The sequence below is a fragment of the Streptosporangium saharense genome (assembly GCF_014203715.1).
GTDB classification, from domain to species: Bacteria; Actinomycetota; Actinomycetes; order Streptosporangiales; family Streptosporangiaceae; genus Streptosporangium; species Streptosporangium saharense.
In genome coordinates, this window is sequence record NZ_JACHJP010000002.1 from 1,486,871 (window position 1) to 1,511,590 (window position 24,720).

The following is a 24,720-nucleotide window of genomic DNA, read 5'->3' on the forward strand; positions in this document are numbered from 1 at the left end:
TTCGAGCAGCAGAACCCACGACAGGAGCCTCCCCCGTGCGCCGACGCCTCGCTTTGTCTGCCCTCGCCGTCCTATTTACGGCCACATTTGCAGCCATGAGCAATGCTACGACTGCAAGTGCTGATTCGTCTGCCCCCTCACAGAGCACCAGTCAGTATTCTTTGCAGCTCAACCAGGAGAACAGGACAAGCTGGAGCTATCCCGACTAGCAGCGGGTCAGCCCGTCTGTAAAGCCGGTGCCAGTCCGGCACGGCCCGTCACCGTGGAGAGATCCCGACCGGTGAGCTTCGCGATCCGGTGGATACGGTGGCGGGCCGTTCCGTTGCCCGGAGGAGGTTCCCTGAGCATGGGAACGCTCCAATGCCCCGAGATCCTAGCCCAGGCTCCTCGCCGCCGACATCGCGCCGGAGCCACGGGGGTAGGAACCCGATCATCCCCGGGGCGATGGGAGGCCCATGGACCGGTTCTTCGAGCTGTCGGCGCGTGGTTCGACGGTCGGCCGCGAGGTCAGGGGTGGGATCACCACCTTCATGGCCATGGCCTACATCATCCTGCTCAACCCGATCATCCTGGGCGGGGCGACGGACGTCACCGGGGCGAAGCTGACGATCACCCAGCTCACCACCTCGACCATCCTGGCGGCTGCGGTGAGCACGCTGCTGATGGGGATCGTCGGCAACGCCCCCTTCGGCCTGGCGGCCGGGCTCGGGCTGAACGCCGTCGTCGCCTACCAGGCGGCCCCGCACATGACCTGGGCGCAGGCGATGGGCCTGGTGGTGCTGGAGGGCCTGGTCATCGTGGTGCTCGCGGTCTCCGGGCTGCGCAGGCTCATCATGAACTCCATCCCGCTGGCCCTGAAGCACGCGATCAGTGTGGGCATCGGGATGTTCATCGCGCTGATCGGGCTGGTCGACGCCGGGTTCGTCGGGCGGGGCACCGGGACGCCGGTCCAGCTGGGCAGGACCGGGCACCTGACGGGCTGGCCGGTCGCGGTCTTCTGCTTCGGCCTGCTGCTGATGATCGTGCTCTACGTGCGCAGGACCAGGGGCGCCATCCTGGTCAGCATCGCGATCACCGCCGTGCTCGCGATCGTCGTCAACGCGGTCGCCACGATCGACCCGGCGGCCTGGGGGGTCGTGGTGCCCCGGGTGCCCGAGGGGGTGGTCTCGGCGCCGGACTTCGGGCTGGTCGGGCAGATCGACCTCTTCGGCGGCTTCTCCAAGGCCGGTCCGGTGACCGCGACGGTCGTGCTGTTCACGTTGGTGCTCTCCGGGTTCTTCGACGCGATGGGCACGATCATCGGGGTGAGCGACGAGGCGGGACTGGTCGACGAGCAGGGCCGGGTGCCCCGGCTCGGCGCGATCCTGACCGTGGACGGCGTGGCCGGGGCCGTCGGCGGCCTGTCGAGCGCCTCGGCCAACACGGTGTTCGTGGAGTCGGCGGCCGGGGTCGGCGAGGGCGCCAGGACCGGTCTGGCGGCGCTGGTAACCGGTGCCCTGTTCACGCTGAGCCTGTTCTTCACCCCGATCGCCTCCGTGGTGCCCGCCGCGGCGGCGGCCCCGGCGCTGGTGCTCGTCGGCGCGCTGATGATGACGCAGTCCAGGAACATCCCCTGGGAGGACCTGACGCTGGCCGTACCGGCGTTCCTGACGATCGCGCTGATGCCCTTCACCTACAGCATCACCAACGGCGTCGGGGCCGGGGTGATCTCCTACACGGTCGTCCAGGCGGCCGTGGGAAGGGCCGGACGCATCCCCTGGCTGCTGTGGGTGGTCACCCTGGTCTTCACCGCCTACTTCGCGATCGAGGCCGTCCAGGGGCTGTTCTAGGGCTTCTTGAGGTCGTCCGGATCGCAGGCGACGCCGTCGCCGTCCTTGTCGGTGTACCAGGTGTACTCCTGGTGGGTCTCCTTGAAGTAGGGCCCGTAGCCCGCCTTCGCCGCGGCCTCGCAGTCCGGGAAACGGGGACCCGTCGTTCCCGTGGCGGCAGGCGCCGTTGTGGGCGCCGTCGTGGGCACTGTGGCGGGCGCTGTGGTAGGCACCGTCGTGGCTTCGGGGGTCACCGGAGCCGCGCTGGGGGTCGTCGCCGGGGGCGAGGGGGTTCCGGCGCCGAGGAGGCGGGCGACCATGGCGTCGGCCTGCTCCTTAGTGAAGGAGCCCGCGATGCTCAGGCTGTCCTCGGTGATCACCTGGGCGACCCTGGGGGCCGCGACGACCCGCTCCCCCACGACGATCGCCATCTGCTGGGTGACCGTCTCCTGGGTCAGGTCGTTGATCTGGTCGCGGAAGGTGGGCGCGAACACGATCTTGACCGAGTAGGCGCCGGTGCGGTCCTGGACCGCCTCGATCCTGCGCACCGCGTCCACGCTGACCCCCGCGGCCAGCGTGTAGCAGACCTGCCCGAGGTCGTCGGGCCTGGCGTCGGGGTCGGTGCACGGCCCCTGCTGGGCACCCGTCACCGGCGCGAAGTGGATGGGTACGGCCAGCCGCCGGGGAGGCGTCGCGCCGAGCGGCAGGTCGGGGTTGCGGGTCATCAGCACCGCGAGGGTGCCGAGCACACCGGCGGTCAGCACGACGATGACCAGGGCGACGACCAGGGCGATCGTGGTGATCCTGGTCGCCTGTGGCGGCGGAGGCGGGACAGGCCGGGACTGCTGTGGATCCCGGGGATCCCGGGGATCTCTGGGACGGCCGTGACGGGCGGGTGGCGGCCCCTGCGGCACCCGTGGATCGTCCGTGCCGCCAGGACCGGCGCGCATCTCCATCGTTTCGTCCCCGTATCCTCGCGTCCCTCGCGGGCGAGCCTACCGATCACTCAAAATCCCCGGTAATCGGACGGTCAATCGGGCATCCAGAAAGATGACGACCTCTGTGGTTTGACAGCGTGTTATCAACGATGAGCGATTCATTGCATCTTGCGCGTAGTGCCCTCTTTCTCGGGAACGCAGAGTGAAGATGACATAGGTGCACGAATCTGGAGGAGCCGTGAAGATCGCTGTTCCCCGCGAGGTCAAGAACCACGAGTACCGTGTGGCCCTCACCCCCGCCGGAGCCCAGGAACTGGTCCGGCATGGTCATCAGGTGTTCATCGAGAAGGACGCCGGAGTGGGGTCGTCGATTCCCGACTCCGACTTCCAGAGCGTCGGTGCCGTCATCATCGACTCCGCCGACGACGTGTGGGCCGAGGGAGATCTCGTCCTGAAGGTCAAGGAACCCGTCGCCGAGGAGTACCACCGGTTGAGCAAGGGGCAGGTGCTCTTCACCTACCTGCACCTGGCCGCCTCGGAGGCCTGCACCCGGGCCATGCTGGAATCGGGTGTCACCGGAATCGCGTACGAGACCGTGCAGAACGCCAACGGCTCCCTGCCGCTGCTCGCCCCGATGTCCGAGGTCGCCGGGCGCCTGGCGCCACAGGTCGGGGCCTACCACCTGATGCGGCCAGAAGGGGGCCGTGGAGTGTTGATGGGCGGTGTCTCCGGGGTGCACGCCGCCAGCGTGGTCGTGATCGGCGCCGGGGTCTCCGGCATGAACGCCGCAGTGATCGCGCTCGGCATGCAGGCCGAGGTGGTCCTGCTGGACAAGAACATCGACAGGCTCCGCCAGGCCGACCTCATCTACCAGGGCCACTGCCAGACGGTCGCCTCGAACAGCTTCGAGGTGGAGCGCGCGGTCCTCAACGCCGACCTGGTCATCGGCGCCGTTCTCGTGCCGGGCGCCAAGGCCCCGAAGCTGGTCAGCAACGAACTGGTCTCGCGGATGCGGCCCGGTTCGGTCCTGGTGGACATCTCCATCGACCAGGGCGGCTGCTTCGAGGACTCCCGGCCGACAACCCACGCGGACCCGACCTACCGGGTCCACGACTCGGTCTTCTACTGCGTGGCCAACATGCCGGGTGCCGTACCGCACACCTCGACCTACGCGCTGACCAACGTGACCCTGCCCTACGTCCTGTCCATCGCCGACCTCGGCTGGCGCAAGGCGCTGCGCGAGGATCCCGTGCTGGCCCCCGGCCTGAACACCCACGAGGGGCACCTGACCAACCAGCCGGTCGCCGACGCCCACGGTCTGGACGCGGTGTCCCTGGAGCAGGTCCTGGCCTGACGTGACCGCCCCCGCCCGGCCGGAGACGTCACGGCCGGGTCGGGGTACGGCGTGCCGTACGGGAAGATCAGGTCAGGAGCTGCTCGGCGCCGGGGTCTCCGGAGCCATCGTGGGCGCCGTCGACGCACCGGAGGCGCCGGGGCTCGGGGTGGCCGTCGGGATCGGGGCCTCGGCCGTGGTCGTGTCCACGGCACCGCTGCAGGAGGCGCCGAACTCCGGGGTCTCGGTGCTGTTGTTCCTGTACTTGGCGATGTACTTGGGCAGGCGGGGGTCGTCGGCCCCGTCCAGCTTGATCTGCTTGTTCCAGGAGCTCGCGACGACCTTGGCGGGCAGCCCGGGGTAGGGGCTCAGCAGCATGTAGTCCTGCGAGGCCAGCTCCTTGAGCTTGGCCACCTGGTCCTTGGGCAGGTCCGGCTGGTAGGTGATCCACACGGCGCCGTGCTCCATCGAGTGCACGGCGTTCTCGCTGTTGATCGGCTGGTCGTAGACGCCGCAGTTCTGCCAGGCCGGGTTGTGCTCCCCGCCCATGGGCGGGTTCTCCTTGTACTGCACCTTGGTCAGGACGTGCATGCTGCCCGGATACTTGGCGCTGGTGACACCGTCGAGTGAGGTCGTCGCCCGCTCGTTGACCATGTAGAAGCCAACCAGCCCGACGAGCAGGACGACGACGACACCGCCGACGCCCCACATCAGGAACGCGGCCCTGCGCTCCTGCCGCCTGTGCTCCGCACGCATCCGGGCGAGATTCTCCCGCCTCGCCTGCGCCTTTTCCTTCGACATCGACCCTCCAGCCGGCGACCAACTCCGGGTCAGACTATGCCCTAACCGTGTGTGTGGAGAATAAAGCGAATCACAATGCGTGATACAGCAACGATTCGCCACAGTGGGTACGCTGGGCACGCGATGGAAACCCCCGCAGGAAACACCTCGAAGCCCGGGCGCCGTACGGCACTCGTCGTACTGCTCGCCTGTCTCGCCGCCGCGGCCGTGTTGCTGCTGGTCGTCGGCAGGACCGCGGCGCCGACCGACGCCTCGCCCGAGGCGGGTTTCGCCCGTGACATGGCGACCCACCACGCCCAGGCCGTGGAGATGTCGTTCATCGTCAGGGACGGCAGCAAGGACGAGAACGTCCGGCGGCTGGCCTACGACATCATCGTCACGCAGACCGCCCAGCGCGGGATGTTCAGCGGCTGGCTCCAGCAGTGGGGGCTCGACCAGTCGACCGAGCGCCCCCCGATGGCGTGGATGTCAGGTCACGGTCACGGCGTAACGGCGGCGGCTCCGGGCGCGATGCCCGGTATGGCCAGCCAGGAGGAGCTCAAGAGGCTCCGCGAGGCCACGGGCAAGGACCAGGAGATCCTCTTCCTTCAGCTCATGATCCGCCACCACGAGGGCGGCGTGCAGATGGGCCAGGGGCTGCTGAAACTGTCGGACCGCGCCGAGGTGGTCACCACGGCGCGGCACATCGTCGAGGGCCAGACGGGAGAGATCAAGCTGATGACCGACATGCTGGCCCAGCGCGGAGCAAGGCCACTGCCCTCGATCCTCTAGGGTGTGTTTCCCGGATCTTCGCCATGGCGAGGATCGTCCGGGTGGACGCGCCGGGACGCAGGAGAGGCTCGTAGCGAAGGTTCTGTGCGACCGCCCCAGGTTTCTCCCGGCTCTCCCGTGCCCACCCCCCTGTACGGCGTCCGCCTCGACGAGGTCGGCGCGCCCCTGCGCCGCCCGTTCCCCCGGCCAGGGCAGCATTGAGCAACCTGGCCGGAGGAGATAGAACAGAAATGGTGAACGACGAACCGGAGAACCGCCTGGAGGTGAGCATCTCCGCCGAGGTCGAGGCCGGGCAGTACGCCAACTTCGCATCGGTGTGGCACACCGAGGATGGCTTCGTCCTGGACTTCGCGGTGATCACCAGACCGCCCCAGCTCGCCAACGACCCCTCGTCCGGCCAGCACTTCGTCAGCGTGCCGACCAGGATCGTCAGCCGGATCCGCATCCCCCCGAGCCAGGTGTTCGAGCTCATGAAGGCTCTGGAACAGCAACTGACCGCCTACGAGAAGGAGACGGGCCAGAAGTGACCCGTCCCCCCTGCTCCTCCCCGCGGCGGCGGTCCCTCCGACCGGCCCGCGGGGCTCACGCCTGCGCGCGCATCTCCTCGGCCACGGCCGCGGCGAAGGCGTCCACGTCCGCCTCCGTGGTGTCGAAGGCGGTCATCCACCGGACCTCCCCGGTGGCCTCGTTCCAGGTGTAGAAGCGGAAGCGCTTCTGCAGCCGCTGCGTCACCTCGGCGGGCAGGATCGCGAAGACCGCGTTGGCCTGCACGGCCCTCGGCACCTCGACCCCGGGGATCCTCCGCACGGCCTCGGCCAGCCTGGCGGCCATCGCATTGGCGTTGCGCGCGTTGCGCAGCCACAGGTCACCGGCGAGCAGCGCCTCGAACTGCACCGAGACGAACCGCATCTTCGAAGCGAGCTGCATCGAGTTCTTGCGCAGGTAGCGCAGCCCCCTGACGGCGTCGGGGTTGAGGACCACGATCGCCTCGCCGAACATCAGCCCGGCCTTGGTGCCGCCGAAGGACAGCACGTCCACCCCGGCGTCCGTGGTGAAGGCGCGCAGCGGCACACCGAGCGCGGCGGCGGCGTTGGTCGCGCGGGCGCCGTCGAGGTGGACGAGCATGCCGAGCTGGTGGGCGTGCTCGCAGATCGCCCTGACCTCCTCGGGCGTGTAGAGGGTGCCCAGTTCGGTCGCCTGCGTGATCGAGACGACCCGGGGCTGGGCGCGGTGCTCGTCGCCGAAGCCCCACGCCTGGGTGTCGATCAGCTCGGGGGTGAGCCTGCCGTCCGGGGTGGGGACGGTGAGCAGCTTGAGCCCGGCGGAGCGCTCTGGGGCGCCGCCCTCGTCGGTGTGGATGTGCGCGGACTCGGCGCAGACGACCGCCTCCCAGGGGGCGGTCATGGCGCGCAGCGCGACCACGTTGGCCCCGGTGCCGTTGAAGACCGGCCACGCCTGCGCCGACGGGCCGAAGTGGCCGCGGAAGACCTCCTGGAGCGCCCGGGTGTAGACGTCCTCGCCGTAGGCGGTCTGGTGCCCCTCGTTGGCCAGGGCGACGGCCTGGAGGATCTCCGGGTGCACCCCGGCGTAGTTGTCGCTGGCGAAGCTCTTGACCAGCGGGTCGTGTCTGCGGATGGCGTCTGTCACTTCTTCCCCTCGGTCAGGCGGCCGGGCATCGGTGCCCGGCCGCCCGTGTCGCTCCCGCCCCGGCTCAGGGGGCCAGGACGATCCTGTCGCCGTTCCTGCCGGTGTCCCACAGGCCCTCGATCGCCTCGGCGAGGTCGTCCACGTCGGTGAACCCGGGGAAGGCCCGCTCCGGGCTCGCCTCCCGCATGGCCTGGTTCACCAGGGCCTTGACGACCAGGACGTTGGCCGTCGAGCCCGACCCTTCGAGGGCGTCGGCAAAGGCCAGGGTCCAGGCCTCGGCGGCGGCCTTGGCGGCGCCGTAGGCCGCGTTGCCCTGGGTGGGGCGTTCGGCGGCCAGCGCGGAGACGATGGCGAACCTGCCGTTCCCGCTCTCCCTCAGCAGCGGCTCGAAGGAGAGCGTGACGTGCTGCAGGGTGCGGATCAGCAGGTCGTGCAGCAGGTCCCAGTCCTCAAGCCTGGTCTCGGCGAAGGTCTTCGAGCCGCGCCAGCCGCCGACCAGGTGCGCGACGCCGTCGACCTTGCCGTGCTCGGCCCGGATGTCGGCGGCCAGCCTCTCGACAGCCTCGGCGTCGAGCAGGTCGACCGGGAGGGTCCCCTCGGCACCTGACTTGTCGACGCCGATGACGGTGTGCCCCCTGTCCGTGAAACGGCGCACCACCGCCCGGCCCGCGGGACCTGCCGCGCCCGTCACCAGAATGATCATGCCCGGATCCCCCTCGTGGACTCGACGACATCGCCGAGCTTACGGCGCAGGGCCTCGTAGAACATGCTCAGGGGGAACTCGTCGGACAGCACCGCGTCCACCACGGCCTTGGGGAAGCCCTCGACCGGCAGCGCGTCCACGCCCCGGTGCCAGACGGAGGCCGGGTGCGGCTCGACGTAGGCGGCGACGAGTTGGTGCGCGGCCAGCCAGTGGGCGAGCTTGGAGCGGTCGATCCCGTCGCGGTAGAGCTTCTCCACCTCGCCCCGCAGGTCGGCGACACCGTCGGCGACCCGGCTCCAGTCGACGCTGAGCCGGTTGTCGGTCCACCTGACGACGTCGTTGCGGTGCAGGTAGGCGAAGAGCAGTTGCCCGCCGAGGCCGTCGTAGTTGCGGACCCGGTCACCGGTGATCGGGAAGCGGAACAGCCGGTCGAACAGGATGGCGATCTGGACGTAGCGGGCGTGCGGCACGCCCTCCCGCTCCAGCTTCACGGCCTCGCCGAACGCGGTCAGGTCGCAGCGCAGCTCCTCCAGGGAGTACAGCCAGTACGGCATGCGCTGCTTGATCATGAACGGGTCGAAGGGCAGGTCGCCGTGGCTGTGGGTGCGGTCGTGGATCAGGTCCCAGAGCACGAAGGTGTCCTGGGCCAGCTCCTGGGAGGCGATCAGCCGCGCCGCGTCCGGCGGCAGCGCCAGCTTGAGCGTCTCGGCGGCGGCCCCGCTGACCGCGCGGAAGCGGGCGGCCTCCCGGTCGCAGAAGATGCCACCCCAGGTGAAGCGGGCCGGGGTCTGGCGCACCGCGACGGTCTCGGGGAACAGGACGGCGGAGTTGGTGTCGTAGCCGGAGGTGAACTCCTCGAACGCGATCGGCACGAAGAGCGGGTTGTCGTAGCGCTCCCCCTCCAGGTCGGCCAGCCACTTCGGCCAGACCGTGCGGATCCACACGGCCTCCAGGTGGCGGCGGACGCTTCCGTTCTGGGTGTACATCGGGAAGACGACCAGGTGTTCGAGGCCGTCGATCCGCTGGGCGTCGGGGTGGAAGGCGTCGAGGGAGTCGAGGAAGTCGGGGACGCCGAGGCCCTGCTCGACCCACTTGCGCAGGTCGGCGACGACCGCGGTGAGGTAGGCCTCGTCGTGGGGGAAGCGCGGGGCGAGCCGTACGACATGGTCGATGATCTCGGCGATCAGCTCGACGGCCCTGTCCCGGTCGCCCTCGACGGAGCCGTCCTTGGCCTGCAGCGGCTGGAGCGCCTCGACTGCCTTCTTGAGCCCGAGGAACGCCTCGCGGGCACCGGAGGCGTTCTCCTGAGTGCCAGTGGGGACGGGCACCCGGGCGGCCCAGGTGACGAGGTTGCCCCAGAGCGCGGCGTGGTCGTAGTCGCCGATGGAGTCGTCACCGAACAGGTCGGAGTCGGCGACGACCACGACCCTGCCCTCGCCGTGCCGTACGGCCAGCGCGAGGGGCGCGTCGGCGGGGTCGGCGGTCGGTGAGGTCCGGAACAGCACGCTCGCGTGCTCGGGGCCGGTCAGGACGCCCGCCCGGTAGAAGCACGCCCTGCGCGCCCCGGCCAGCGGGTCCTCCTCGTGGGAGGGGTCGGCGGGGACGCCCAGGACCCAGGAGGCCACGCCGTTGTGGGAGTTCCTGGGGTCCTGGACGGTGGTGTGGGTGACGGTGACGCCGAAGCGGCCGAGCAGTTCGGCGAGGTTGCTGCCGTACTTCTCCTGCTCGCACTCGGCGAGCACGACCAGGCCGCCCCCGGCCGTGACGTAGTCCTCGATGGCGTCGAGCTCCTCGACGGGCAGGACGGGGCTGCCCAGGCCCGTGGTGCGCTCCCAGCGGTCCGCAGAGGGGTGGGCGACCACGAGGACGTCCTGCGCCGCGAGGAGAGCCGGGGTGACCGGTCCACCGGTGTGCGCGGCCACGGTGTGCCCGAGGCGGCGCAGCGACTCGGCGGCGCGGGCGTAGCTGTTGTCGTCGGGATGCCCCGGATTCATCGTTTCGGCCACGTCCCTGCGGATGGTCCATGACTCGTTGTGCGCTTCGTCGAAGAGCACCCGTGGGAACGCTCGCACGATAAATCCTCCCTCAGATGTGTGCCAACGACGGAAAATATACACAAGATGCCCGATTTTTGACACATCACTTACGGTGCGACGATGTGGATCATCGGCGCATGGAGAGGATTACGGGCAGGCCGATACGCGGGACGGGCCCTGACACCGGGCCCGTCCCGGGAGGGTCACCTGCCGGCGAAGTAGTCGGCCACGATCCTGGTGTGCAGCGGGAAGGCCAGCTCCCGTGGGCCGTCGATCGTCAGCCACTCCGTCGTCTCGTCGGTCGGCACGACCGGGGGAAGCGCGGCGGAGGCAGTCTCCGGCCCCCTGGCGAAGATCAACACGGTGCCGTCGGGGGCGCTGAGCACGTCGAGGAGCCGGACGTCGTCCGCCCCGACGACGACCCCGGTCTCCTCACGCAGCTCCCTGACCGCCGCCTGCTGCCAGGACTCCCCCACGTCGACGAAGCCACCGGGCAGGGCGAGTTCGCCCCGGCGCGGTTCGACGCCGCGCCGGATCACCAGCACGCCGTCGTCGACGGGCAACAGCATCACGGCGACCGGCAGCGGGTTGAGGTAGGCGGTGTTGCCACAGAAGGAGCAGGTGCGCGGCCACGCCTGGTCGAGGGCGTATGCACTGCCGCAGAAGGAGCAGTGCGAGTTCCTGGTCATCACGCCGCGAGACTACGGCTCACAGGCGCTTCAGCGGTCCGTGCCGTTCCAGCCAGTTCCGGTAGGCGGGAGAGCGCTGCGACTCCGTCCAGTAGGTGGTGGTCAGCGCCCGCACCAGGTCGTCGGCGTGCGCGGTGATCGGCCCGGGAGCGGTCCACCCGATGAGGTGGCGGAAACGCAGCGGCGAGTCGGTCAGCGGACGGATCGCGATGCCCTCCCTGGCCGGGACTGTCGCCTGGAACAGGCTGACGCAGCGCCCCTCGGCCACCAGGTCGACCCCGACCTCCAGGTTGACGCCGTAGGCCACCCTCGGGGCGAAGCCGTGCGTGGCGCAGGTGTTCCAGAAGTACTCCCTCGGCCCCGATTCGAGCGGGGTCGGCAGCGCCCAGTCCTCCTCGGCGAGGTCGCGCAGCTCGACCTCCTCCCGCGCGGCCAGCGGGTGCCCGGCGGGCAGCCCGACGAAGAGCGGCTCGACCGCGATGGCGGTGTACACCGCGCCCGGTGGCGCCGAGAGCCTGTGGTCCGGGTAGTCGTCGAGGGTCGCCAGCTCGATCCGCTCCGATTCGAGCAGGCCGGGCAGCGTGTCGATCGTCTGCTCGGTGAGCAGTCTGATCTCCGCCCCTGGCAGCAACTGGCGGAGGGTCTTGGCCAGGTAGATCCGCAGCCGGGTGGGCGCGCAGCCGACCCTGATCGGCGCCGTCTCCACCTTCGGGGGCGCGTAACGCCTGGCCGTACGCTCCAGTTCGTCCACGGCGGAGACCAGGGAGCGGGAGCGGACGAGCAGCCACTCGCCGAGCCGGGTCGGGCGGGCACCCTCTGGCCCCCGGTCGAACAGGGGGTCGCCGAACATCTGCTCGATGCGGCGTAGCTGAGCGGTGAGCGCGGGCTGGGACATCTTCAGGGTGGCGGCCGCCCTGGAGATGCTCCCGCTGTCCGCGATCGCACACAGCACCCTCAGATGACGAACCTGGAGATCCACGCATCGAGAGTAAAAGCAAAGAAGCTTTCCAGTAAGGCCTAATCGGCGAAGTGCCCAGGACACGCTTCGGACACATCGGCCTCCCCGGCCACCCGGGGGCGGTTTTCGGACCGTCTGTTACCGGGTTACAGGTCCGTCCGGTACGGCTCACCGCCTCGACGACCCCCTCCCGAGGCCTCCGCCGTACCGGAAATTTGTGGCTTTAGTGGGTTATTTCTGGACTTTGGGGCGGCGGCGGGGTGGCAGCGTGGAAGGGGCAGGATCGTGGGAACGAGAAAGCCTGCCTTGTCTGGTTCCCGGCTGGCGCCTCCGGGGTCGCCGTTGGGAAAGTCCGCAGGTGGGGGGCTGCGGGGCTGCCGCCCCCAAGGGGCTTTGACCCCCTTTTTCGTCTCATACCAAGCTTTTTCGGTGGAGATTCAGGAAATTCCACGAAATAGCGTGGCGGGCGGCAATAGAGTGTGGCCTCGCTCGGGGGTCTCGTCTCGCCCGGGCCGTGCTGTGCGGCAGGGGCGCACGACCCGAAGGGGTTGATGGTGCCACCTCGTGTCCGTACGGCGCTGCTCGTAGGACTTCCCGTGCTTCTCCTCGGGCTGATGGCGAACGTCGTCAGCAACCGGCTCCCCGTCTGGGTGCAGGACAACTCGCCGTTCCTCCTCGTGATCGCCTTCCTGCTGGTGGAGGCGGGAGCCGCCTGGGCCACGAGCCCCACCAGGAGGAAGCGCAGACGCGCCCGCCTGCGGACCGAGGTGGTCCGCGCCGTCGCCGCCGACACGGCGCGGATCCTCGACAGCGCTCTCGGCGGCATCCCGCGCATACCGCCGTGCCTGTCCGAGCGATCTGAGCCCACGGCCCCGTCGGTGACCGGGATCGGCGCCGTGGGCGCGCGGGCCGTACGACGGGATGACGGGCCGCTCGCGGCGTTCGACAGGTCCGGCTCCTCGCTGCTGCTCCTCGGCGCGGGTGGCTCGGGCAAGACGGTGCTGCTGGCGGAGCTCTGCCGCGACCTCGCGGAACGGGCGCTCGCGGACAGGACCGAGCGCGTCCCCGTCCTGGTCGGCCTGGCCGGGTGGACCAGGAAACAGGGTCCTCTCGAACGGTGGCTGCGCGACACCGTCGCCGCGAGATACGGACTGTCGCGGGGGCTCGTGGACGAGCTGATGGACGACGACGGGCTCACGCTCCTGCTGGACGGCCTCGACGAGGTGCGGGGAAAGGACCGTGGGGAGTGCGTGGCGCAACTCAACAAGCTGATCACCGAGCGGGCCCCGTTGCCGGTCGCGGTGAGCTGTCGCAGCGTGGAGTACGGCACGACCGGCGACGTGCGGGCGCGGCTGGTGGCCGAGATCCAGGTTCCCGACGCCGACACGGCCGCCACCTACCTCAAGGCCCTGCGCAGCCCGACTGCCGACGCCGTCGCGGCCGTGCCGAGGCATGACGACGCGTGGTGGGAGCTGGTCACCTCCCCGCTGATCCTGGGGATGATCGTCAGGATCGCCGCGCACGACCCGACCGCCGTGCTCGTCGGACGGGGATCACCCGCGCGGCGGCGCGGCCAGGTGGTCGACACCTACGTAAACGTGATGCTCGGGCGCAGGGCGAGCGGGGAGGAGGCCGATTCCCGCAGGTGGCTGGCGTGGCTGGCCCACTCGATGGACAGGACGCGGCTGTCGAGCCTGCCGATCGACCGGCCGCCGACAGCGTGGCTCGCCCTGTTCTGCGACCCGCCGTCCATCAAACACCTGGTGGTCAGGGCCTATATGGTGTGCGCGGCCTCGACCGTCGTCGTGGGCTCGGTGCTGGGCGTGGTCCCCGGCCTGGCGATCTCCCCGACCGCCTTCATGATGATCTTCCCCGCCCTGCTCATCCGGTACGACCTGGCCAGGCACCACACGGACGCCGACGCCCCGGTACGGCTCATCGCCCGCATCGGGGTGCCGCCCTCCGACCTCATGCCCGCGACCCTCGCCAGGGCGGGGATCGTGCTGCTCGCCGCGGCGCTGCTGGCCCTCATCCCGGGTGTGCCCGCGGCGTGGCCCCTGGCCGTCGTCCCCGCGGCGTTCGCCACCGAGGCGCTCACCCTGACCACCAGCTCGGAGCCACGGGAACTGCCCGACAGACAGGCCGCCCTCCCCGGTTTCAGGATCCGCCTCTCGACGAGGAACGCCCTGCGGGGCCTCGTCTTCCTCGGCGTGCCCGCCGCGGCGATCATCGCCGGGGCGTCCTGGATCGCGCAGGGGCCCGAGTACGTCCTGCCGACCTTCGTGGCCGAGACCGGTCCGCTGTGCCTGGGGGCGTGGCTCGCTGCGGGCGGCGCCCCCGTGGTCCAGCTCAGGCTGATGCTCAGGCGGATCCACCGCCGTGGCCTCGGGCCCCGGCGCTATCTCGACTTCCTCGACTCGGCGGCCGACCGTCTCATCCTCAGGCGGACGGGGACGGGCTACGTCTTCGTCCACCACCTCGTGCGGGACCGCCTCGCCCAGGAGTGGCGCCGGGCCCATTGACATCCTCCTGTTATGAACGTCCGTTCATAACAGGCCGAGGAGGAACCATGAACGCCGTCGTCAACGCCCACCAGGCCGAGGCGTGGAACGGCTACCGGATTTGTCCCTAATGTCTCGGCATTCGCACCGAAGGCGAAGCGGCCCTTCTCGCAGAGCGAGATAGAAAAAGCCGATCCGCCGTCATGACGAACCAGCACCTGATAGCTTCGCCGCGTCAGGTACCGCCGGGCGGGCGGGAACGGAGCCGCAAGGCTCAAAAGCCTGTGGAGACCTGATAAGACCATTTCGGTGGCACAGGTCGCTGAAGCAGGAAGCCACAGAAGTACCGCACATGCTGCACAGGTTGAGTCTCCGGCGTTCACGCTGGAGAGCACGTCAAGAGGGCAACCACTGGGCTGATCACCAGGACCGCTGATAACGCCGAGGGCGTCGCCCAGGTCCACCCGCTGCCCCCGGCGGGTTCGACGTGGCGGTGAGCCGGTTCGGGATCATGTTCTTCGCCGACCCGGTCGCCGCGTTCGCCAACATCGGCCGCGCGCTGCATCTCGGCGGACGCCTGGCCATGCTGTCGCTGCGGAGCATGGCGGAACAGGACCTGGGCCCCGTCTTCGCCGCGATGACCCCGCACCTGCCGGGACGGCCCGCCTCGACCGAGCCCGGCCACCCCGGCCCCGAGTCACTGTCCGACCCCGCCCGCGTCCACGAAGTCCTCACCGGGGCGGGCTTCGAGGACGTGGCCACGACCCCCGTGGACGCGCCCCAGACGTGGGGCGCCGACGCCGAGGACGCCGCGGCGTTCCTGGGCGCCTGGGGCCCCGTCCGGTTCATGCTCGGCCAGACCGACCAGGACTCGGCCGCCCGCGCCCTCGCCGCGCTCACCGAGGCGATGCGCCCCTTCGAGCGTCCCGGTGCCGTACGGCTGCGCGGCGCCGCCTGGCTGATCACCGCCACCCGGCCGTGACCCACCGGCCTCACCAGAACGCCTCGCTGGGACGCCTCGCTGAGGACGTCTCACTGGGACGTCTCACTGGAACGTCTCACTAGGATGCGGGGTGATGTCACCGAGAAAAGCGGCAGCCCTGCGTGACGGCGCCGACGGCCTGAGCCTGCGCGACCACCTCGTCGCCACCGCCGCGCGGCTCATCGCCGAGCGCGGCACCGCCGGACTCACCGTCCGCGACATCGCCCGCGAGGCGCGGGTCGCGGACGGCGTGCTGTACAACCACTTCGAGGGCAAGGAGGAACTCCTCGCCCTCGCCCTGCACGCCCACGTCCGCTCCGTCGAGCGCGACCTCGGCCCGCTGCCCGCCGTCCCGGGCGAGAACACCGTCGCCGACAACCTGCACGCCTGCCTCACCTACGGCCTCGCCCTGCACACGGCCTTCCTGCCCGCCTTCGCGGGCCTGATCTCCCAACCCGAGGTCCTCGCCCGCTTCCACGCGCTGCCCAACCCCCTGGGCAGCGGCAGAGGGCTGAAGACGCTTCTGGCCGACTACCTGCGCGCCGAACAGACCCTCGGCCGCCTCTCCCCCGTCGCCGACCCCGAGGCCGCCGCCGCCATCATCGTCGGCGCCTGCCACGAACTGGTCCTCCCCCGCCTACTCCAGGGCGCGCTCCTGACCGAACCGCCCCCCGGCCACACCGAAACCCTGATCACCACCCTGATGAACGGCCTCGCCCCTTCCACCTGAGACGCGTCCCGCATCCCGTACTCAGACCGGCATCCTCTTCGCCACAAGACGCGCCCGGTCGAGAAACTCCCGCTCCTCCTCGCCACCCGGAACAAGAACGCGCCCCGACCGTTCGAGCATCACCACCGAAACGGTGAGGGTTCCACTCATCAGCTCCCTGCGACGACACGAAATACTCCTGGAACATCCGCCTGTTCAGCGTTTCGAAGGCCACGATGTCAATCTCACACATGTCACCGGATATCTCGACCACGCCGGACGGCTGACCGAGAAGTTCGGATATCGAACGCAGGAGGGAAAGATAAGTCTTGCCCACTCGTAACGCCGGGCTCCATACGGTTTCCTCCCCGACCTCGAAGACGTAACTCATCCCCACTCCAACCAGATGTCACGGTTCTTCGGCTTCTTTCCACGAGTACCGTTCTGCCTGTTCCTCCAGGTAGGACCTCCACCGGGCGAGCATGGTGACCTCTCCGCAGGACGAACCGCCCGTCAGAACGACATCGACGTCCTCGCCCAACCACAGGACGCCTTCACGGTCACCTCCACCCGCCCTCATCAGGAGGATCACGGCTCCCGTGGAGGGATGCACAAGGCGCGCCCCGAGTCCGCCAGCCTTTTCCGCGGGAAGACGAAACCGCAGGATCTCCCCGCGCACGGCGCACCTCCTACCAAGGGCACGACACCTGCTCTCCCCCGACGCCGCCACCATCGGCTCCTGCTCAGAACACGGCCCACCCCTCTACTAAACACCTTTCATGCGATTCAGCATCCTCCTAAGAGAATCTATATCAACAGACTCCCATCCCTTGAGATCACACTCCTCGATCACCCGTAAGGCACATTCCTTCACTGATTCAAAAAAGACATCATAAGATATCTCGATCAATCGGCCGCTGTTTGCGCTTCTGGCCCGGAAGAGGTTTGCAATACATCTTTCACCATCGAAGTCCAGGATGATCTCCCAAGGGCCGTCCATGAAAGATAATTCGATACTTCCAGCCGCACCACCTCTGCTCTCGGAAGATAGAACAGCCTCTGTCCACCAGCCCAGAACGACAACGGGGAAATCCATCCACTCCAACTCCGGAAACGGCTCCTCCGCTCCCTCCACCCAGATGGGACCAACGATCGATCCGGAAGCCAGCCTCTCCAGCGCCGAGACATCGACCATCACGCGGACTTCTTTTTTCATAGCATCGTCACAGAACAAGCGGTTTCAATCACCTTAGTTTTGAGGTATCGGCATGACCGAAAGGATATTTCGTCACTCGCGCTACTCCTTCACCACCGCCGACGAGGGAAAGTGACGCGGCGACACCATGGAACTGTCAGTCCGCGTCCGAGTCGCCGTCCTCCAAAGCCTCATCCATCAATCCTTCGATCTCCCTTCAAGGTCATCATGAAACGCAACATGCGAGCGAAGATCACCTATCCACTCCGGGCTGAGGACAACCATTTCCTTGGCAGCCGAAAGACTCAGATCATAAATTTTTGACACCATATATATGGCCTCCACGGTCGAACGGCCCGCCGTACGCAGGCGGGAAATAATTGCCCTCGGTTCCTCCCCATCACCCCCTGCACACACCAGGCGATCACATTCATCGTCAATCTCGCGCCTATCCATCACCATCCCACAAATTTTATACAGTTCGGACGACACATTCCATCGGACAGGATTCTGACATATTTAACACACCAACCCGGAGGACAATTACTTTGGCATCAAAATAGACGTACTGGTCTACTTCCACCCCGGCATCAGCCGTCGCCAACCACTCGACGACTTCAGGAGCCAGCGATATTCCCTTCTCCATCGAGTCGTCAGCATCGCGAAACTCCTGTACCACCACCAGGGATATCTCCCAACGTCCCTCCGCGTGCAATGTGTGAAACTTCCCGGCCATGGGAAGGCCCCACGAGACCAGCTCGTCGAAGGCGTCTTCCGGCCTTTCGAAGCCGCCCTCCGGCCCGATCTCAACACTCCACGAACTGAACCGATGAGGCTCTCCAGTCCTCGGCGACCTCTCCCCAGCCCGGAACATCCGATCAGCCGTTATCCCCGTAATGACTGACACCTCAGCAGGATCAGCACTCTCATTAACGAGCCGCAGGGATACTCGAAACAAATTAAATCACCACTTGCATTTCCGATTTAATCTTCACCTTGCCATCTTTACTGGTAAGCCGGTGATAACCATCCGATCCGTACATCACCTCCCCATACGAGCGTGACGTTGTCCAAGCGTTCCAACCGGACCAACGAACCCCGAGCGCGACGGAAAGAAAAAGGAGTGGTCTCCTATCCCAGCGGGGAAAGGATGGCACTCGCTTCCGGTTCTCCGCTCAGGGGAATGATATTCCCCGGACCGTGCTTCTTCGCCTTATTTTCTCCCGTACCGCTCTGCCTGTTCGTCCAGGTAGGACCTCCACCGGGCGAGCATGGCGGCCTCTCCCACCTCGGCACCGGCGGGCGCGGGCATATACCGAACGAACCCCTCCAGGGCCTCCGGGTGGTCGAAGTCGGAATACAGCGCCTCAACGACTTCGAGAGGCTCGTTCACCTTCTCCCTGTTCTCGTGGAGCCAGGCGAGTGACAGGTAGAGCCAGACGGCCTTCCTGTCCGAGGTCCGGCAGTCGGCCTGACGGCTTCCCAGTATCTCGTCCACCCGGCAGAGCTCCTCCCGGAGAAGGAAAGCCAATTCCTGGAACAGGGGATCGTCAACACCCTCGCAAACGGCCATCAGGCAGAGGGAGACGACCCCTTCACGATTGAGCCATCCCATCCGGAACCCGCACGCCACATCTTCCAGATGGAGCCTGACACGCGACCAGACGAAATCCGCGGGAATGGTGAAACCGATCTCCGGCATCCTGTCGATCATTTCGCCTCCGACGGGCAACGGTAGCCCGCCCTCCCGTCGGCACCCGATGGCGTCGGCGGGGTGATACGCCGCCGGAGGGACGGCGGGTCCGTCCGGGGGCGGACGACCTGGGGTTGGGGGCGGATCTACCGTCCTTGGGACAGTTCCGCACAGCAAGGCACAGCAAGGAAATTCCCGATGTTCAAGGACTCAGCCGACTTCAGGCGTATCGCGTCCGGCACGCTGCTGATCGTCGCACCCCTCCTGCAAGCGATCGCCGTCATCATCGACCCCGGCACCTGGGGTGATGACCGGGAGGCCGTCAGCTTCGGCGACAACCCGGCCCTGGCCCAGGCGCAGTCGGCCCTGTACCACTGGGCCTACCTGCTCATGGCGCTGGTCGCCATCGCCCTGCTGCACGTGATGCGCCGCAGGATGGTGGTCTTCGGCCACGTCGTGGGCTCGCTCACCGCGCTCGGCTACATCAACCTGTCGGGCATGCTCATGATCGACCCGGTGGAGTGGTGGCTGGGGCAGCGCAACACCCCCGAGCAGTCCGCCAAGATCCTCGACGAGATGCTGAACCTGCCCGGGGTCGTCTTCGCCTTCCAGATGCCCTGGCTCTTCTTCGCCATCCTCGGCATGCCGGTCCTGCTGGTGGGCGTGTGGCGGGCAGGGTTCACGCACTGGTGGGTGCCGCTCGTGGTGGCGGTCGGTTACGGCACCTCGCTGGTCGTGCCGTACGGCCCGGCCTCGGTTGTGCTGTGGGGCGCGTGCGCGGTCGCGATCGGCTCGCTCGGCGTCAAGGTGCTCAGGATGAGCCGTACGGAGTGGGTGGCCTATTACCCCACGGACGCTCCCGGCCGGACGACGCCCGACTCGTACGCGAACACCACGGCCTGAGCCCGGTCCCGCAGATGGAGTTTCATGAGCACCCGCGCGACGTGCGTCTTGACCGTGGCCTCACCGACGAAGAGCTCCCCGGCGATCTCGGCGTTGGTCATGCCCCTGGCCAGGAAGCGCAGCACCTCAAGCTCGCGCGGGGTCAGCTCGGCGAGCTGCGGCGGGGGCGCGGGGTCGTGGCGGCCGGCGAAGGAGGCGATGACCCGGGTGGTGACGGCCGGGTCGAGCAGCGCGTCGCCGCCGACGACGACCCTGATGGCCTCGACGAGCTGTTCGGGCGGCGAGACCTTCAGCAGGAAGCCGCTGGTCCCGGCGCGCAGCGCGGCGTAGAGGTTCTCGTCGGTGTCGAAGGTCGTCAGCATGACCACCTTCGGCGGGGCGGGCTGGCCGAGGAGCTGCCTGGCCGCGGTGAGGCCGTCCATCCGCGGCATGGAGATGTCCATCAGCACGATGTCGGGCCGGGTACGGCGGGCGACGGAGACGGCTTCGAGGCCGTCGGCGGCCTCCCCGACGACCTCCATGCCCGCCTCGCTCTCCACGACGAGCTTCAGCCCGGCGCGGACCATCGCCTGGTCGTCGGCGATCACGACGCGAATGCTCGACTCACTTGATCCGTTCATCGGCGAACACCTCCTGGTGGGAGATAGGCAGGGACGCGTGGACACGGAAGCCGCCCTCGGGACGCGGGCCGGCCTCGAAGTCGCCGCCGAAGAGCGCGGCGCGTTCGCGCATGCCGACGAGGCCGTTGCCCGTCGACAGTTCGGACGGGGCTCCGCCGCCGCCGTCCAGGACCTCAAGCTCGACACGGTCCCCGTGGTAGGTGATGGTGATCGTGATCTCGGACTCGCCGCCGTGTTTGACCGCGTTGGTCAGGGCCTCCTGCGCGATGCGGTAGGCGGACAGGTCGAGGCCGGGCGGCAGCCGTACCGGATCGCCGACGATGTCGAGACCGATCCGCAGGCCGGAGGAGACCAGCGAACTGACCGTGCCGGCCAGCAGGTCGAGACCCGGCTGTGGGATGGCCTCGTCGAGCGGCATGCGCAGCGCGCCGAGCATGACGCGCAGTTCGTCGACCGCCTCCCGGCCCATCCGTTCGATGCCGAGCAGCATCTCCTCGTGCGGGCTTCCCATCCGGCGAAGCACCCCGGCCTGCATGACCATCATGCTGACGCTGTGGGCCACCACGTCGTGCAGCTCGCGGGCGATGCGGGTGCGTTCCTGGGCGACGGCCTCGGCGGCCTGGCGCTCCCTGTCACGTTCCAGTTGTACGGCGTGGGCCGCGAGGCGCCGTGCCCTGGCGGCGTAGGCGTGCACCGCGAGACCGGTGAGGTAGGCGGCGCCGAAGACGACGGTGAGGAAGATGACCTCGTCGAAGGGCAGCCAGCGGTGGTCGACGGCGCCGGAGTCGAAGACCAGGATGCCGGTCACGGCCCAGGCGAGGCCCGGCTTGAAGGGCAGTTCCGCGGCGACCGTGTGGAAGACGATCAGCAGGGAGAACAGCTGCCAGGTCTGGCAGGATTCGTAACCCTGCCGGTGCCAGGCGTACTGGGCGAGGATCATCAGGATGAAGACCGCGACCGGTGCCCTGCGCCGGAACCACACCAGCACCCCGGTGACGAGCGCCTGGCCGATCCACCACAGCTCGGGGGTCTCGGCGGCGCCGTGGTCGGCGGCGACGGTGAAGGCCTCCAGGGTGCCGAGCGCGATGATGGCCAGGCCGATCAGCAGGTCCACCCTGGGCACCGCGCGGAGGTGCCGGGCGAGGAAGTCGACGCCGGAGCGCTGCAGGAGGGGAGAGGGAACCGCCATGCGGGGAGACTAATCGCTCCCGCCCGCCGTGCATATGGGACAAACCACCCAGACAAGTGGCTTACAAGTGGGCCACAAGTCAGGAGGTCCCGAAGGACACGCTCCGCACGAAACGGTTGGCCAGCGCGCTGTCACAGGTTCCCGGGGCGCAGAAGTAGATCATGAGGGCGGGCTCGTCCTGCCGTTCCACGGCCCAGCCGGTGAAGTCCAGCCTGCCGCCGCGCTGCGGGTCGGTGATCGACCCTTCGAGCCGTACGGCGGGCTTGCCCCCCACCCGCACCTGGACGACCTCGGAGAAGACGTTGACCGTGCCCGGCAGCGAGGACTGCAGGGTCTCCTGGAGCTGCTGGGCCCCGCTCCTGGGGTCGAGAGTGTCGAGGGTCTGCGCGTAGATCCCGGTCGCCTCGGTGGGGGACGCCTTGATGATCTCGTTGACCGCCGCCCAGTCGGCGGTGACCGGCGTGCCGAACAGCGTGTCGAACTCCCCCGCCTTCGGCGAGACGACCACGAACACGTCGGCGTGCGCGCGTGGGGTCCAGCCGGACGGGTGCTCGAAGGAGATCGGCACGGCGGCCGTCCCCGCGTACGGCGCCCAGGTGTCGCCGCCCCTCAGGACCGTGGCGAGCACCGCGACCAGCGTGACGACGGCCGCCACGGCGAGGACCGCGCCGATGACGATCCCCCGTGAGGACTTCTTCCGCGCGGCCTTCTTCCGCGGCGGCTTACGCTTCTCGCGCGCGGGCTCGTCCTGCGGGGCGGTCTGCGTGAGCCGGTAGGACTGGCCGCTGATCGCGTCCCGCAGCTCGGCGACGAACTGCGTGCAGGTGTCGTAGCGCTGCTCGGGCGACTTGGCCAGCGCCCGCGCCATGACGCCGTCCACCTCCATCGGCAGTTCGGGCCGCAGCGTGCTGAGCGGGGTCGGCGCCTCGGCCAGGTGCGCCCACAGCAGCGCGATCTCGTTGTCCCGCTGGAACGGCAGCCGCCCCGACAGCGCCTCGTAGACCACGCAGGCCAGGCCGTACTGGTCGCAGCGGCCGTCGATGCGCTCCTTGTTGATCTGCTCGGGCGACATGTAGCGGGGCGTGCCGATGAACTGGTCGGTGTGGGTCAGCCCGGAGATCGAGGTGCGGTGCTTGGTGATGCCGAAGTCGGTGAGGTAGGCGTGGTCGCCCTCGGTGTGGCCCGCGACCAGGATGTTGGCGGGCTTGACGTCGCGGTGGATGAGGTCGTGCGCGTGCGCGGTGTCCAGCGCCGCCGCCACCTGGGCGAAGATCCTGTTGACCTGGCTGACCGGCATCGGTCCCCGGTCGTAGAAGAGGCGGCGCAGGTCGGGACCGGCCACGTAGCGCATCGCGATGTAGAGCGTGCCGTCGTCCGCCGCGTCGGCCTCGTAGACCGGGATGATGTTGGGGTGGTCGATGCTCGCGACAGTCCGCGACTCCAGCACGAACCGCTGGCGGAAGCGCTCGTCCTCACCGAGCAGCGGGTTGAGGATCTTCAACGCGACCTTGCGGTTCAGCCGGGGGTCGATGGCGAGGTAGACCACCGCCATGCCGCCCTTGCCGATGATGTCCTCGACGCGGTACCCGGCCACCTCCTGGCCGATCAGGGATCTGTCGTTCTGGGCCATCACGCCTCCGTGGGGTGCCCGCAGTAGCCACAGAAGCGGTGCGCGGGCCCGAGGCGCATCCCGCACGCGGTGCAGTACTTCTGCACGACGGTCCCGCTCTCCCCGGTCCCGGTCTCCTTGGTCGCAGGTCCGGCGCCGGGGTCACGCGCGACCAGCACCGGACCTCCTGGCTGGCCGGGCGCGGTGTTCGTCCTGGGCAGCGCGGGGAAGGACCTGCCGACCACGACTGTGGCGTCGGGCACCTCGTCGGGCGGCGTCACCCGCGGCACGGGCCGTTGTTCGAAGGGCGGCGGCTCCTCGGCTTCCTCCTCGGTCCCCCTCCTGCGCCACAGCAGGAACGCCCCGGCCAGTACGGCCAGCACCAGCACGCCGCCCGCGACGAGGAAGGGCCATAGCGGAAGCCCGGCGGAGGTGTGGTGGGCGGCGGCGTCGGCCTTCTTCGCCCCCTCGTCCTCGGCGGTCCCGCGCTTCTGCTGGGAGGTCTTCAGGTGGGCCGCGGCCAGCACGTGTCCCGGATAGAGGTCGAGGACGCGCTGGAAGGCGGGCACCGCGTCACCGTAGTAGTGCGTGTGGAAGCGGGTCAGCGCCTGCTCGAAGGCCGCGTCGATCGGCCCTCTCCTGGCGGTGACCTTGGCCTCGGCCAGGGCCTTGGTGACCTCCCTGACCCCGATCATGCGGCCGTCCTCGCCGCCGCCGACCAGCAGTCCGACGACCTCGCCCTTCTTGTCCTCGATCACCGGGCCGCCCAGCAGGCCCCGGTCGACGAGCGCGCCCAGCTTGCGCGGTTCGTCGACCTTGTTCTCCGGGTCCTTGAACTTCCTGCCGCCCTCACCCGCTCCCCCGGCGGTCAGGTGGCCGATGTCCACGGTCTCCGGCAGGTTCGGCGCGGGCCGTCCGGTGAACCCGGCGACCGCGACCGGCCAGGAGTCCTTGTCGGGCACCTGGGCCGCGAGCGGCGCCGTCGGCAGGCCCGCGCTGGCGTCGGCGCGCCCGACCGGCACGAGCACGGCGGGGCTGTCCGGCTTGTCCCCGACCCGGGTGATCTCGGCCTTGAAGCCCTCCTCGTCGGGCCGGGAGATGTTGGGGAAGACGCGGACCTCGGTGGTGACGTCGATGATGCAGGTCGCCGTCGGCAGCTTGGGCGGGTAGCACTCCTGCAGGTGGTGGTTGAGCTGGTCGTCCTTCAGCGTGTGCCGCTTGAAGTCCTCGGGGATCTTGACCTTGTGGTGCTCGGCGAAGATCTTGTTGGCGGCGTAGACCGCCACGTCCTTGTCGGTCTTGACGACCCGGGTGAGGGTGACGACGGCGCCGTCGGGGTTGACCACGGTGCCGGTGCCGACGCCGATCGGCACGTCGTAGGAGCGCTCCACATGGACCAGCTCGCCGACGTGGTCGAGCAGGGTGATGTCCACGCGCGCCTTGGCCTCGACCCTGACGACGGCGGGGGTCACCAGGTCGGTGATGCCGCTCGGGTGCTCGTGGGCGAAGGCGGGGACTGTCGCGGCGGTCACGGGGACGAGAACGCCGAGGAGTGCCAGAGCCAAGACGAACCGCCGCATAGCCACTCCATAGGGGGGATTAGGACAAGCGTGGCAACCGTAGTGCAGAAGTCAA

At 68.7% G+C, this 24,720-nt stretch carries 24 protein-coding genes and 1 pseudogene; 8 read left to right on the plus strand and 17 right to left on the minus strand.

Features of this window, described 5'->3' with window-relative positions; translation table 11 throughout:
- The first annotated feature begins 455 nt into the window (after positions 1-455).
- Positions 456-1,829: an NCS2 family permease gene (locus tag FHS44_RS15650; protein WP_184714992.1), complete on the plus strand. Its 1,374-nt coding sequence runs from the start codon at positions 456-458 to the stop codon at positions 1,827-1,829.
- Here FHS44_RS15650 and FHS44_RS15655 read toward each other — a convergent pair.
- A complete protein-coding gene (locus FHS44_RS15655; protein ID WP_184714994.1) occupies positions 1,826-2,764 on the minus strand; it encodes an excalibur calcium-binding domain-containing protein in 939 nt (312 codons plus the stop codon). The two genes, FHS44_RS15650 and FHS44_RS15655, sit on opposite strands and share 4 nt — an antisense overlap.
- A 220-nt stretch (positions 2,765-2,984) precedes the next feature.
- Here FHS44_RS15655 and ald point away from each other — a divergent pair, with 220 nt between their 5' ends.
- Positions 2,985-4,100 (plus strand): alanine dehydrogenase, encoded by a 1,116-nt coding sequence (gene ald, locus FHS44_RS15660; protein WP_184714996.1) that lies wholly within the window; start codon positions 2,985-2,987, stop codon positions 4,098-4,100.
- 72 nt (positions 4,101-4,172) lie between these two features.
- On the opposite strand, the gene FHS44_RS15665 is transcribed toward ald, so the two are convergent.
- On the minus strand, positions 4,173-4,880 hold the full coding sequence (locus tag FHS44_RS15665) for a thioredoxin-like domain-containing protein (RefSeq protein ID WP_184714998.1): 708 nt from the start codon (positions 4,878-4,880) through the stop codon (positions 4,173-4,175).
- A gap of 123 nt (positions 4,881-5,003) precedes the next feature.
- Between FHS44_RS15665 and FHS44_RS15670 the strand changes: the two genes are divergently transcribed.
- Complete coding sequence (locus FHS44_RS15670) at positions 5,004-5,651, plus strand: DUF305 domain-containing protein (RefSeq protein WP_184715000.1); 648 nt, start codon at positions 5,004-5,006, stop codon at positions 5,649-5,651.
- Positions 5,652-5,881: 230 nt separating this feature from the next.
- Positions 5,882-6,178, plus strand: coding sequence for a DUF3467 domain-containing protein (locus tag FHS44_RS15675; RefSeq protein WP_184715002.1), 297 nt, complete (start codon positions 5,882-5,884; stop codon positions 6,176-6,178).
- A gap of 55 nt (positions 6,179-6,233) precedes the next feature.
- On the opposite strand, the gene FHS44_RS15680 is transcribed toward FHS44_RS15675, so the two are convergent.
- From FHS44_RS15680 to FHS44_RS15700, 5 genes are all read right to left on the minus strand, one after another.
- A complete protein-coding gene (locus FHS44_RS15680) occupies positions 6,234-7,298 on the minus strand; it encodes a threonine aldolase family protein (RefSeq protein ID WP_184715004.1) in 1,065 nt (354 codons plus the stop codon).
- A gap of 64 nt (positions 7,299-7,362) precedes the next feature.
- A complete protein-coding gene (locus FHS44_RS15685; protein ID WP_184715006.1) occupies positions 7,363-8,001 on the minus strand; it encodes an SDR family oxidoreductase in 639 nt (212 codons plus the stop codon).
- Positions 7,998-10,073, minus strand: coding sequence for a DUF6421 family protein (locus FHS44_RS15690; RefSeq protein WP_184715008.1), 2,076 nt, complete (start codon positions 10,071-10,073; stop codon positions 7,998-8,000). The genes FHS44_RS15685 and FHS44_RS15690 overlap by 4 nt, the downstream gene beginning before the upstream one ends.
- Positions 10,074-10,240: 167 nt before the next feature.
- Positions 10,241-10,726 carry an NUDIX domain-containing protein gene (locus FHS44_RS15695; RefSeq protein ID WP_184715384.1) on the minus strand — a complete coding sequence of 162 codons (486 nt, stop codon included), beginning with the start codon at positions 10,724-10,726 and terminating at the stop codon, positions 10,241-10,243.
- 19 nt (positions 10,727-10,745) lie between these two features.
- Positions 10,746-11,705 (minus strand): LysR family transcriptional regulator, encoded by a 960-nt coding sequence (locus tag FHS44_RS15700; protein ID WP_184715010.1) that lies wholly within the window; start codon positions 11,703-11,705, stop codon positions 10,746-10,748.
- Positions 11,706-12,235: 530 nt separating this feature from the next.
- Between FHS44_RS15700 and FHS44_RS15705 the strand changes: the two genes are divergently transcribed.
- The 3 genes from FHS44_RS15705 to FHS44_RS15715 all read left to right on the plus strand — a co-directional run bounded on the left by FHS44_RS15705 (position 12,236) and on the right by FHS44_RS15715 (position 15,897).
- Positions 12,236-14,206, plus strand: coding sequence for an NACHT domain-containing protein (locus tag FHS44_RS15705; protein WP_184715012.1), 1,971 nt, complete (start codon positions 12,236-12,238; stop codon positions 14,204-14,206).
- A gap of 472 nt (positions 14,207-14,678) precedes the next feature.
- Positions 14,679-15,167 (plus strand): hypothetical protein, encoded by a 489-nt coding sequence (locus FHS44_RS15710; protein ID WP_184715014.1) that lies wholly within the window; start codon positions 14,679-14,681, stop codon positions 15,165-15,167.
- 94 nt (positions 15,168-15,261) lie between these two features.
- Positions 15,262-15,897 carry a TetR/AcrR family transcriptional regulator gene (locus FHS44_RS15715; RefSeq protein ID WP_184715016.1) on the plus strand — a complete coding sequence of 212 codons (636 nt, stop codon included), beginning with the start codon at positions 15,262-15,264 and terminating at the stop codon, positions 15,895-15,897.
- A gap of 21 nt (positions 15,898-15,918) precedes the next feature.
- On the opposite strand, the gene FHS44_RS41765 is transcribed toward FHS44_RS15715, so the two are convergent.
- The 6 genes and pseudogenes from FHS44_RS41765 to FHS44_RS15735 form a co-directional block, all read right to left on the minus strand.
- A complete protein-coding gene (locus FHS44_RS41765) occupies positions 15,919-16,047 on the minus strand; it encodes a hypothetical protein (protein WP_281401408.1) in 129 nt (42 codons plus the stop codon).
- Between the two features lie 19 nt (positions 16,048-16,066).
- Positions 16,067-16,267, minus strand: a pseudogene (locus FHS44_RS42725) (DUF6086 family protein); the annotation flags it as partial.
- An 18-nt stretch (positions 16,268-16,285) separates the two neighbouring features.
- On the minus strand, positions 16,286-16,555 hold the full coding sequence (locus tag FHS44_RS15720; protein ID WP_184715018.1) for a hypothetical protein: 270 nt from the start codon (positions 16,553-16,555) through the stop codon (positions 16,286-16,288).
- A gap of 87 nt (positions 16,556-16,642) precedes the next feature.
- On the minus strand, positions 16,643-17,074 hold the full coding sequence (locus tag FHS44_RS15725; protein ID WP_184715020.1) for a hypothetical protein: 432 nt from the start codon (positions 17,072-17,074) through the stop codon (positions 16,643-16,645).
- A gap of 469 nt (positions 17,075-17,543) precedes the next feature.
- The gene (locus FHS44_RS15730) at positions 17,544-18,029 is read right to left on the minus strand and encodes a DUF4279 domain-containing protein (protein ID WP_281401410.1); all 486 of its coding nucleotides are present in this window, start codon (positions 18,027-18,029) and stop codon (positions 17,544-17,546) included.
- Between the two features lie 255 nt (positions 18,030-18,284).
- A complete protein-coding gene (locus FHS44_RS15735) occupies positions 18,285-18,785 on the minus strand; it encodes a DUF2247 family protein (RefSeq protein ID WP_184715023.1) in 501 nt (166 codons plus the stop codon).
- A 177-nt stretch (positions 18,786-18,962) separates the two neighbouring features.
- Between FHS44_RS15735 and FHS44_RS15740 the strand changes: the two genes are divergently transcribed.
- The gene (locus FHS44_RS15740) at positions 18,963-19,667 is read left to right on the plus strand and encodes a hypothetical protein (protein ID WP_184715025.1); all 705 of its coding nucleotides are present in this window, start codon (positions 18,963-18,965) and stop codon (positions 19,665-19,667) included.
- On the opposite strand, the gene FHS44_RS15745 is transcribed toward FHS44_RS15740, so the two are convergent.
- The 4 genes from FHS44_RS15745 to FHS44_RS15760 all read right to left on the minus strand — a co-directional run bounded on the left by FHS44_RS15745 (position 19,607) and on the right by FHS44_RS15760 (position 24,665).
- A complete protein-coding gene (locus FHS44_RS15745; RefSeq protein ID WP_184715027.1) occupies positions 19,607-20,287 on the minus strand; it encodes a response regulator in 681 nt (226 codons plus the stop codon). The two genes, FHS44_RS15740 and FHS44_RS15745, sit on opposite strands and share 61 nt — an antisense overlap.
- Positions 20,271-21,476 carry a sensor histidine kinase gene (locus tag FHS44_RS15750; protein WP_184715029.1) on the minus strand — a complete coding sequence of 402 codons (1,206 nt, stop codon included), beginning with the start codon at positions 21,474-21,476 and terminating at the stop codon, positions 20,271-20,273. The genes FHS44_RS15745 and FHS44_RS15750 overlap by 17 nt, the downstream gene beginning before the upstream one ends.
- 79 nt (positions 21,477-21,555) lie before the next feature.
- Positions 21,556-23,106 carry a serine/threonine-protein kinase gene (locus tag FHS44_RS15755; protein WP_184715031.1) on the minus strand — a complete coding sequence of 517 codons (1,551 nt, stop codon included), beginning with the start codon at positions 23,104-23,106 and terminating at the stop codon, positions 21,556-21,558.
- Positions 23,106-24,665 (minus strand): zinc ribbon domain-containing protein, encoded by a 1,560-nt coding sequence (locus tag FHS44_RS15760; protein ID WP_184715033.1) that lies wholly within the window; start codon positions 24,663-24,665, stop codon positions 23,106-23,108. Before FHS44_RS15760 ends, FHS44_RS15755 begins: the two co-directional genes overlap by 1 nt.
- Positions 24,666-24,720 lie beyond the last annotated feature (55 nt).

Coding starts and splice junctions, on each gene's coding strand:
- FHS44_RS15650 (WP_184714992.1), top strand. CDS start 456: ATGGACCGGTTCTTCGAGCTGTCGGCGCGTGGTTCGACGGTCGGCCGC.
- FHS44_RS15655 (WP_184714994.1), bottom strand. CDS start 2,764: ATGGAGATGCGCGCCGGTCCTGGCGGCACGGACGATCCACGGGTGCCG.
- FHS44_RS15665 (WP_184714998.1), bottom strand. CDS start 4,880: ATGTCGAAGGAAAAGGCGCAGGCGAGGCGGGAGAATCTCGCCCGGATG.
- FHS44_RS15670 (WP_184715000.1), top strand. CDS start 5,004: ATGGAAACCCCCGCAGGAAACACCTCGAAGCCCGGGCGCCGTACGGCA.
- FHS44_RS15675 (WP_184715002.1), top strand. CDS start 5,882: ATGGTGAACGACGAACCGGAGAACCGCCTGGAGGTGAGCATCTCCGCC.
- FHS44_RS15685 (WP_184715006.1), bottom strand. CDS start 8,001: ATGATCATTCTGGTGACGGGCGCGGCAGGTCCCGCGGGCCGGGCGGTG.
- FHS44_RS15695 (WP_184715384.1), bottom strand. CDS start 10,726: ATGACCAGGAACTCGCACTGCTCCTTCTGCGGCAGTGCATACGCCCTC.
- FHS44_RS15705 (WP_184715012.1), top strand. CDS start 12,236: ATGGTGCCACCTCGTGTCCGTACGGCGCTGCTCGTAGGACTTCCCGTG.
- FHS44_RS15715 (WP_184715016.1), top strand. CDS start 15,262: ATGTCACCGAGAAAAGCGGCAGCCCTGCGTGACGGCGCCGACGGCCTG.
- FHS44_RS41765 (WP_281401408.1), bottom strand. CDS start 16,047: ATGAGTGGAACCCTCACCGTTTCGGTGGTGATGCTCGAACGGTCGGGG.
- FHS44_RS15735 (WP_184715023.1), bottom strand. CDS start 18,785: ATGATCGACAGGATGCCGGAGATCGGTTTCACCATTCCCGCGGATTTC.
- FHS44_RS15740 (WP_184715025.1), top strand. CDS start 18,963: ATGTTCAAGGACTCAGCCGACTTCAGGCGTATCGCGTCCGGCACGCTG.
- FHS44_RS15745 (WP_184715027.1), bottom strand. CDS start 20,287: ATGAACGGATCAAGTGAGTCGAGCATTCGCGTCGTGATCGCCGACGAC.
- FHS44_RS15750 (WP_184715029.1), bottom strand. CDS start 21,476: ATGGCGGTTCCCTCTCCCCTCCTGCAGCGCTCCGGCGTCGACTTCCTC.
- FHS44_RS15755 (WP_184715031.1), bottom strand. CDS start 23,106: ATGGCCCAGAACGACAGATCCCTGATCGGCCAGGAGGTGGCCGGGTAC.
- FHS44_RS15760 (WP_184715033.1), bottom strand. CDS start 24,665: ATGCGGCGGTTCGTCTTGGCTCTGGCACTCCTCGGCGTTCTCGTCCCC.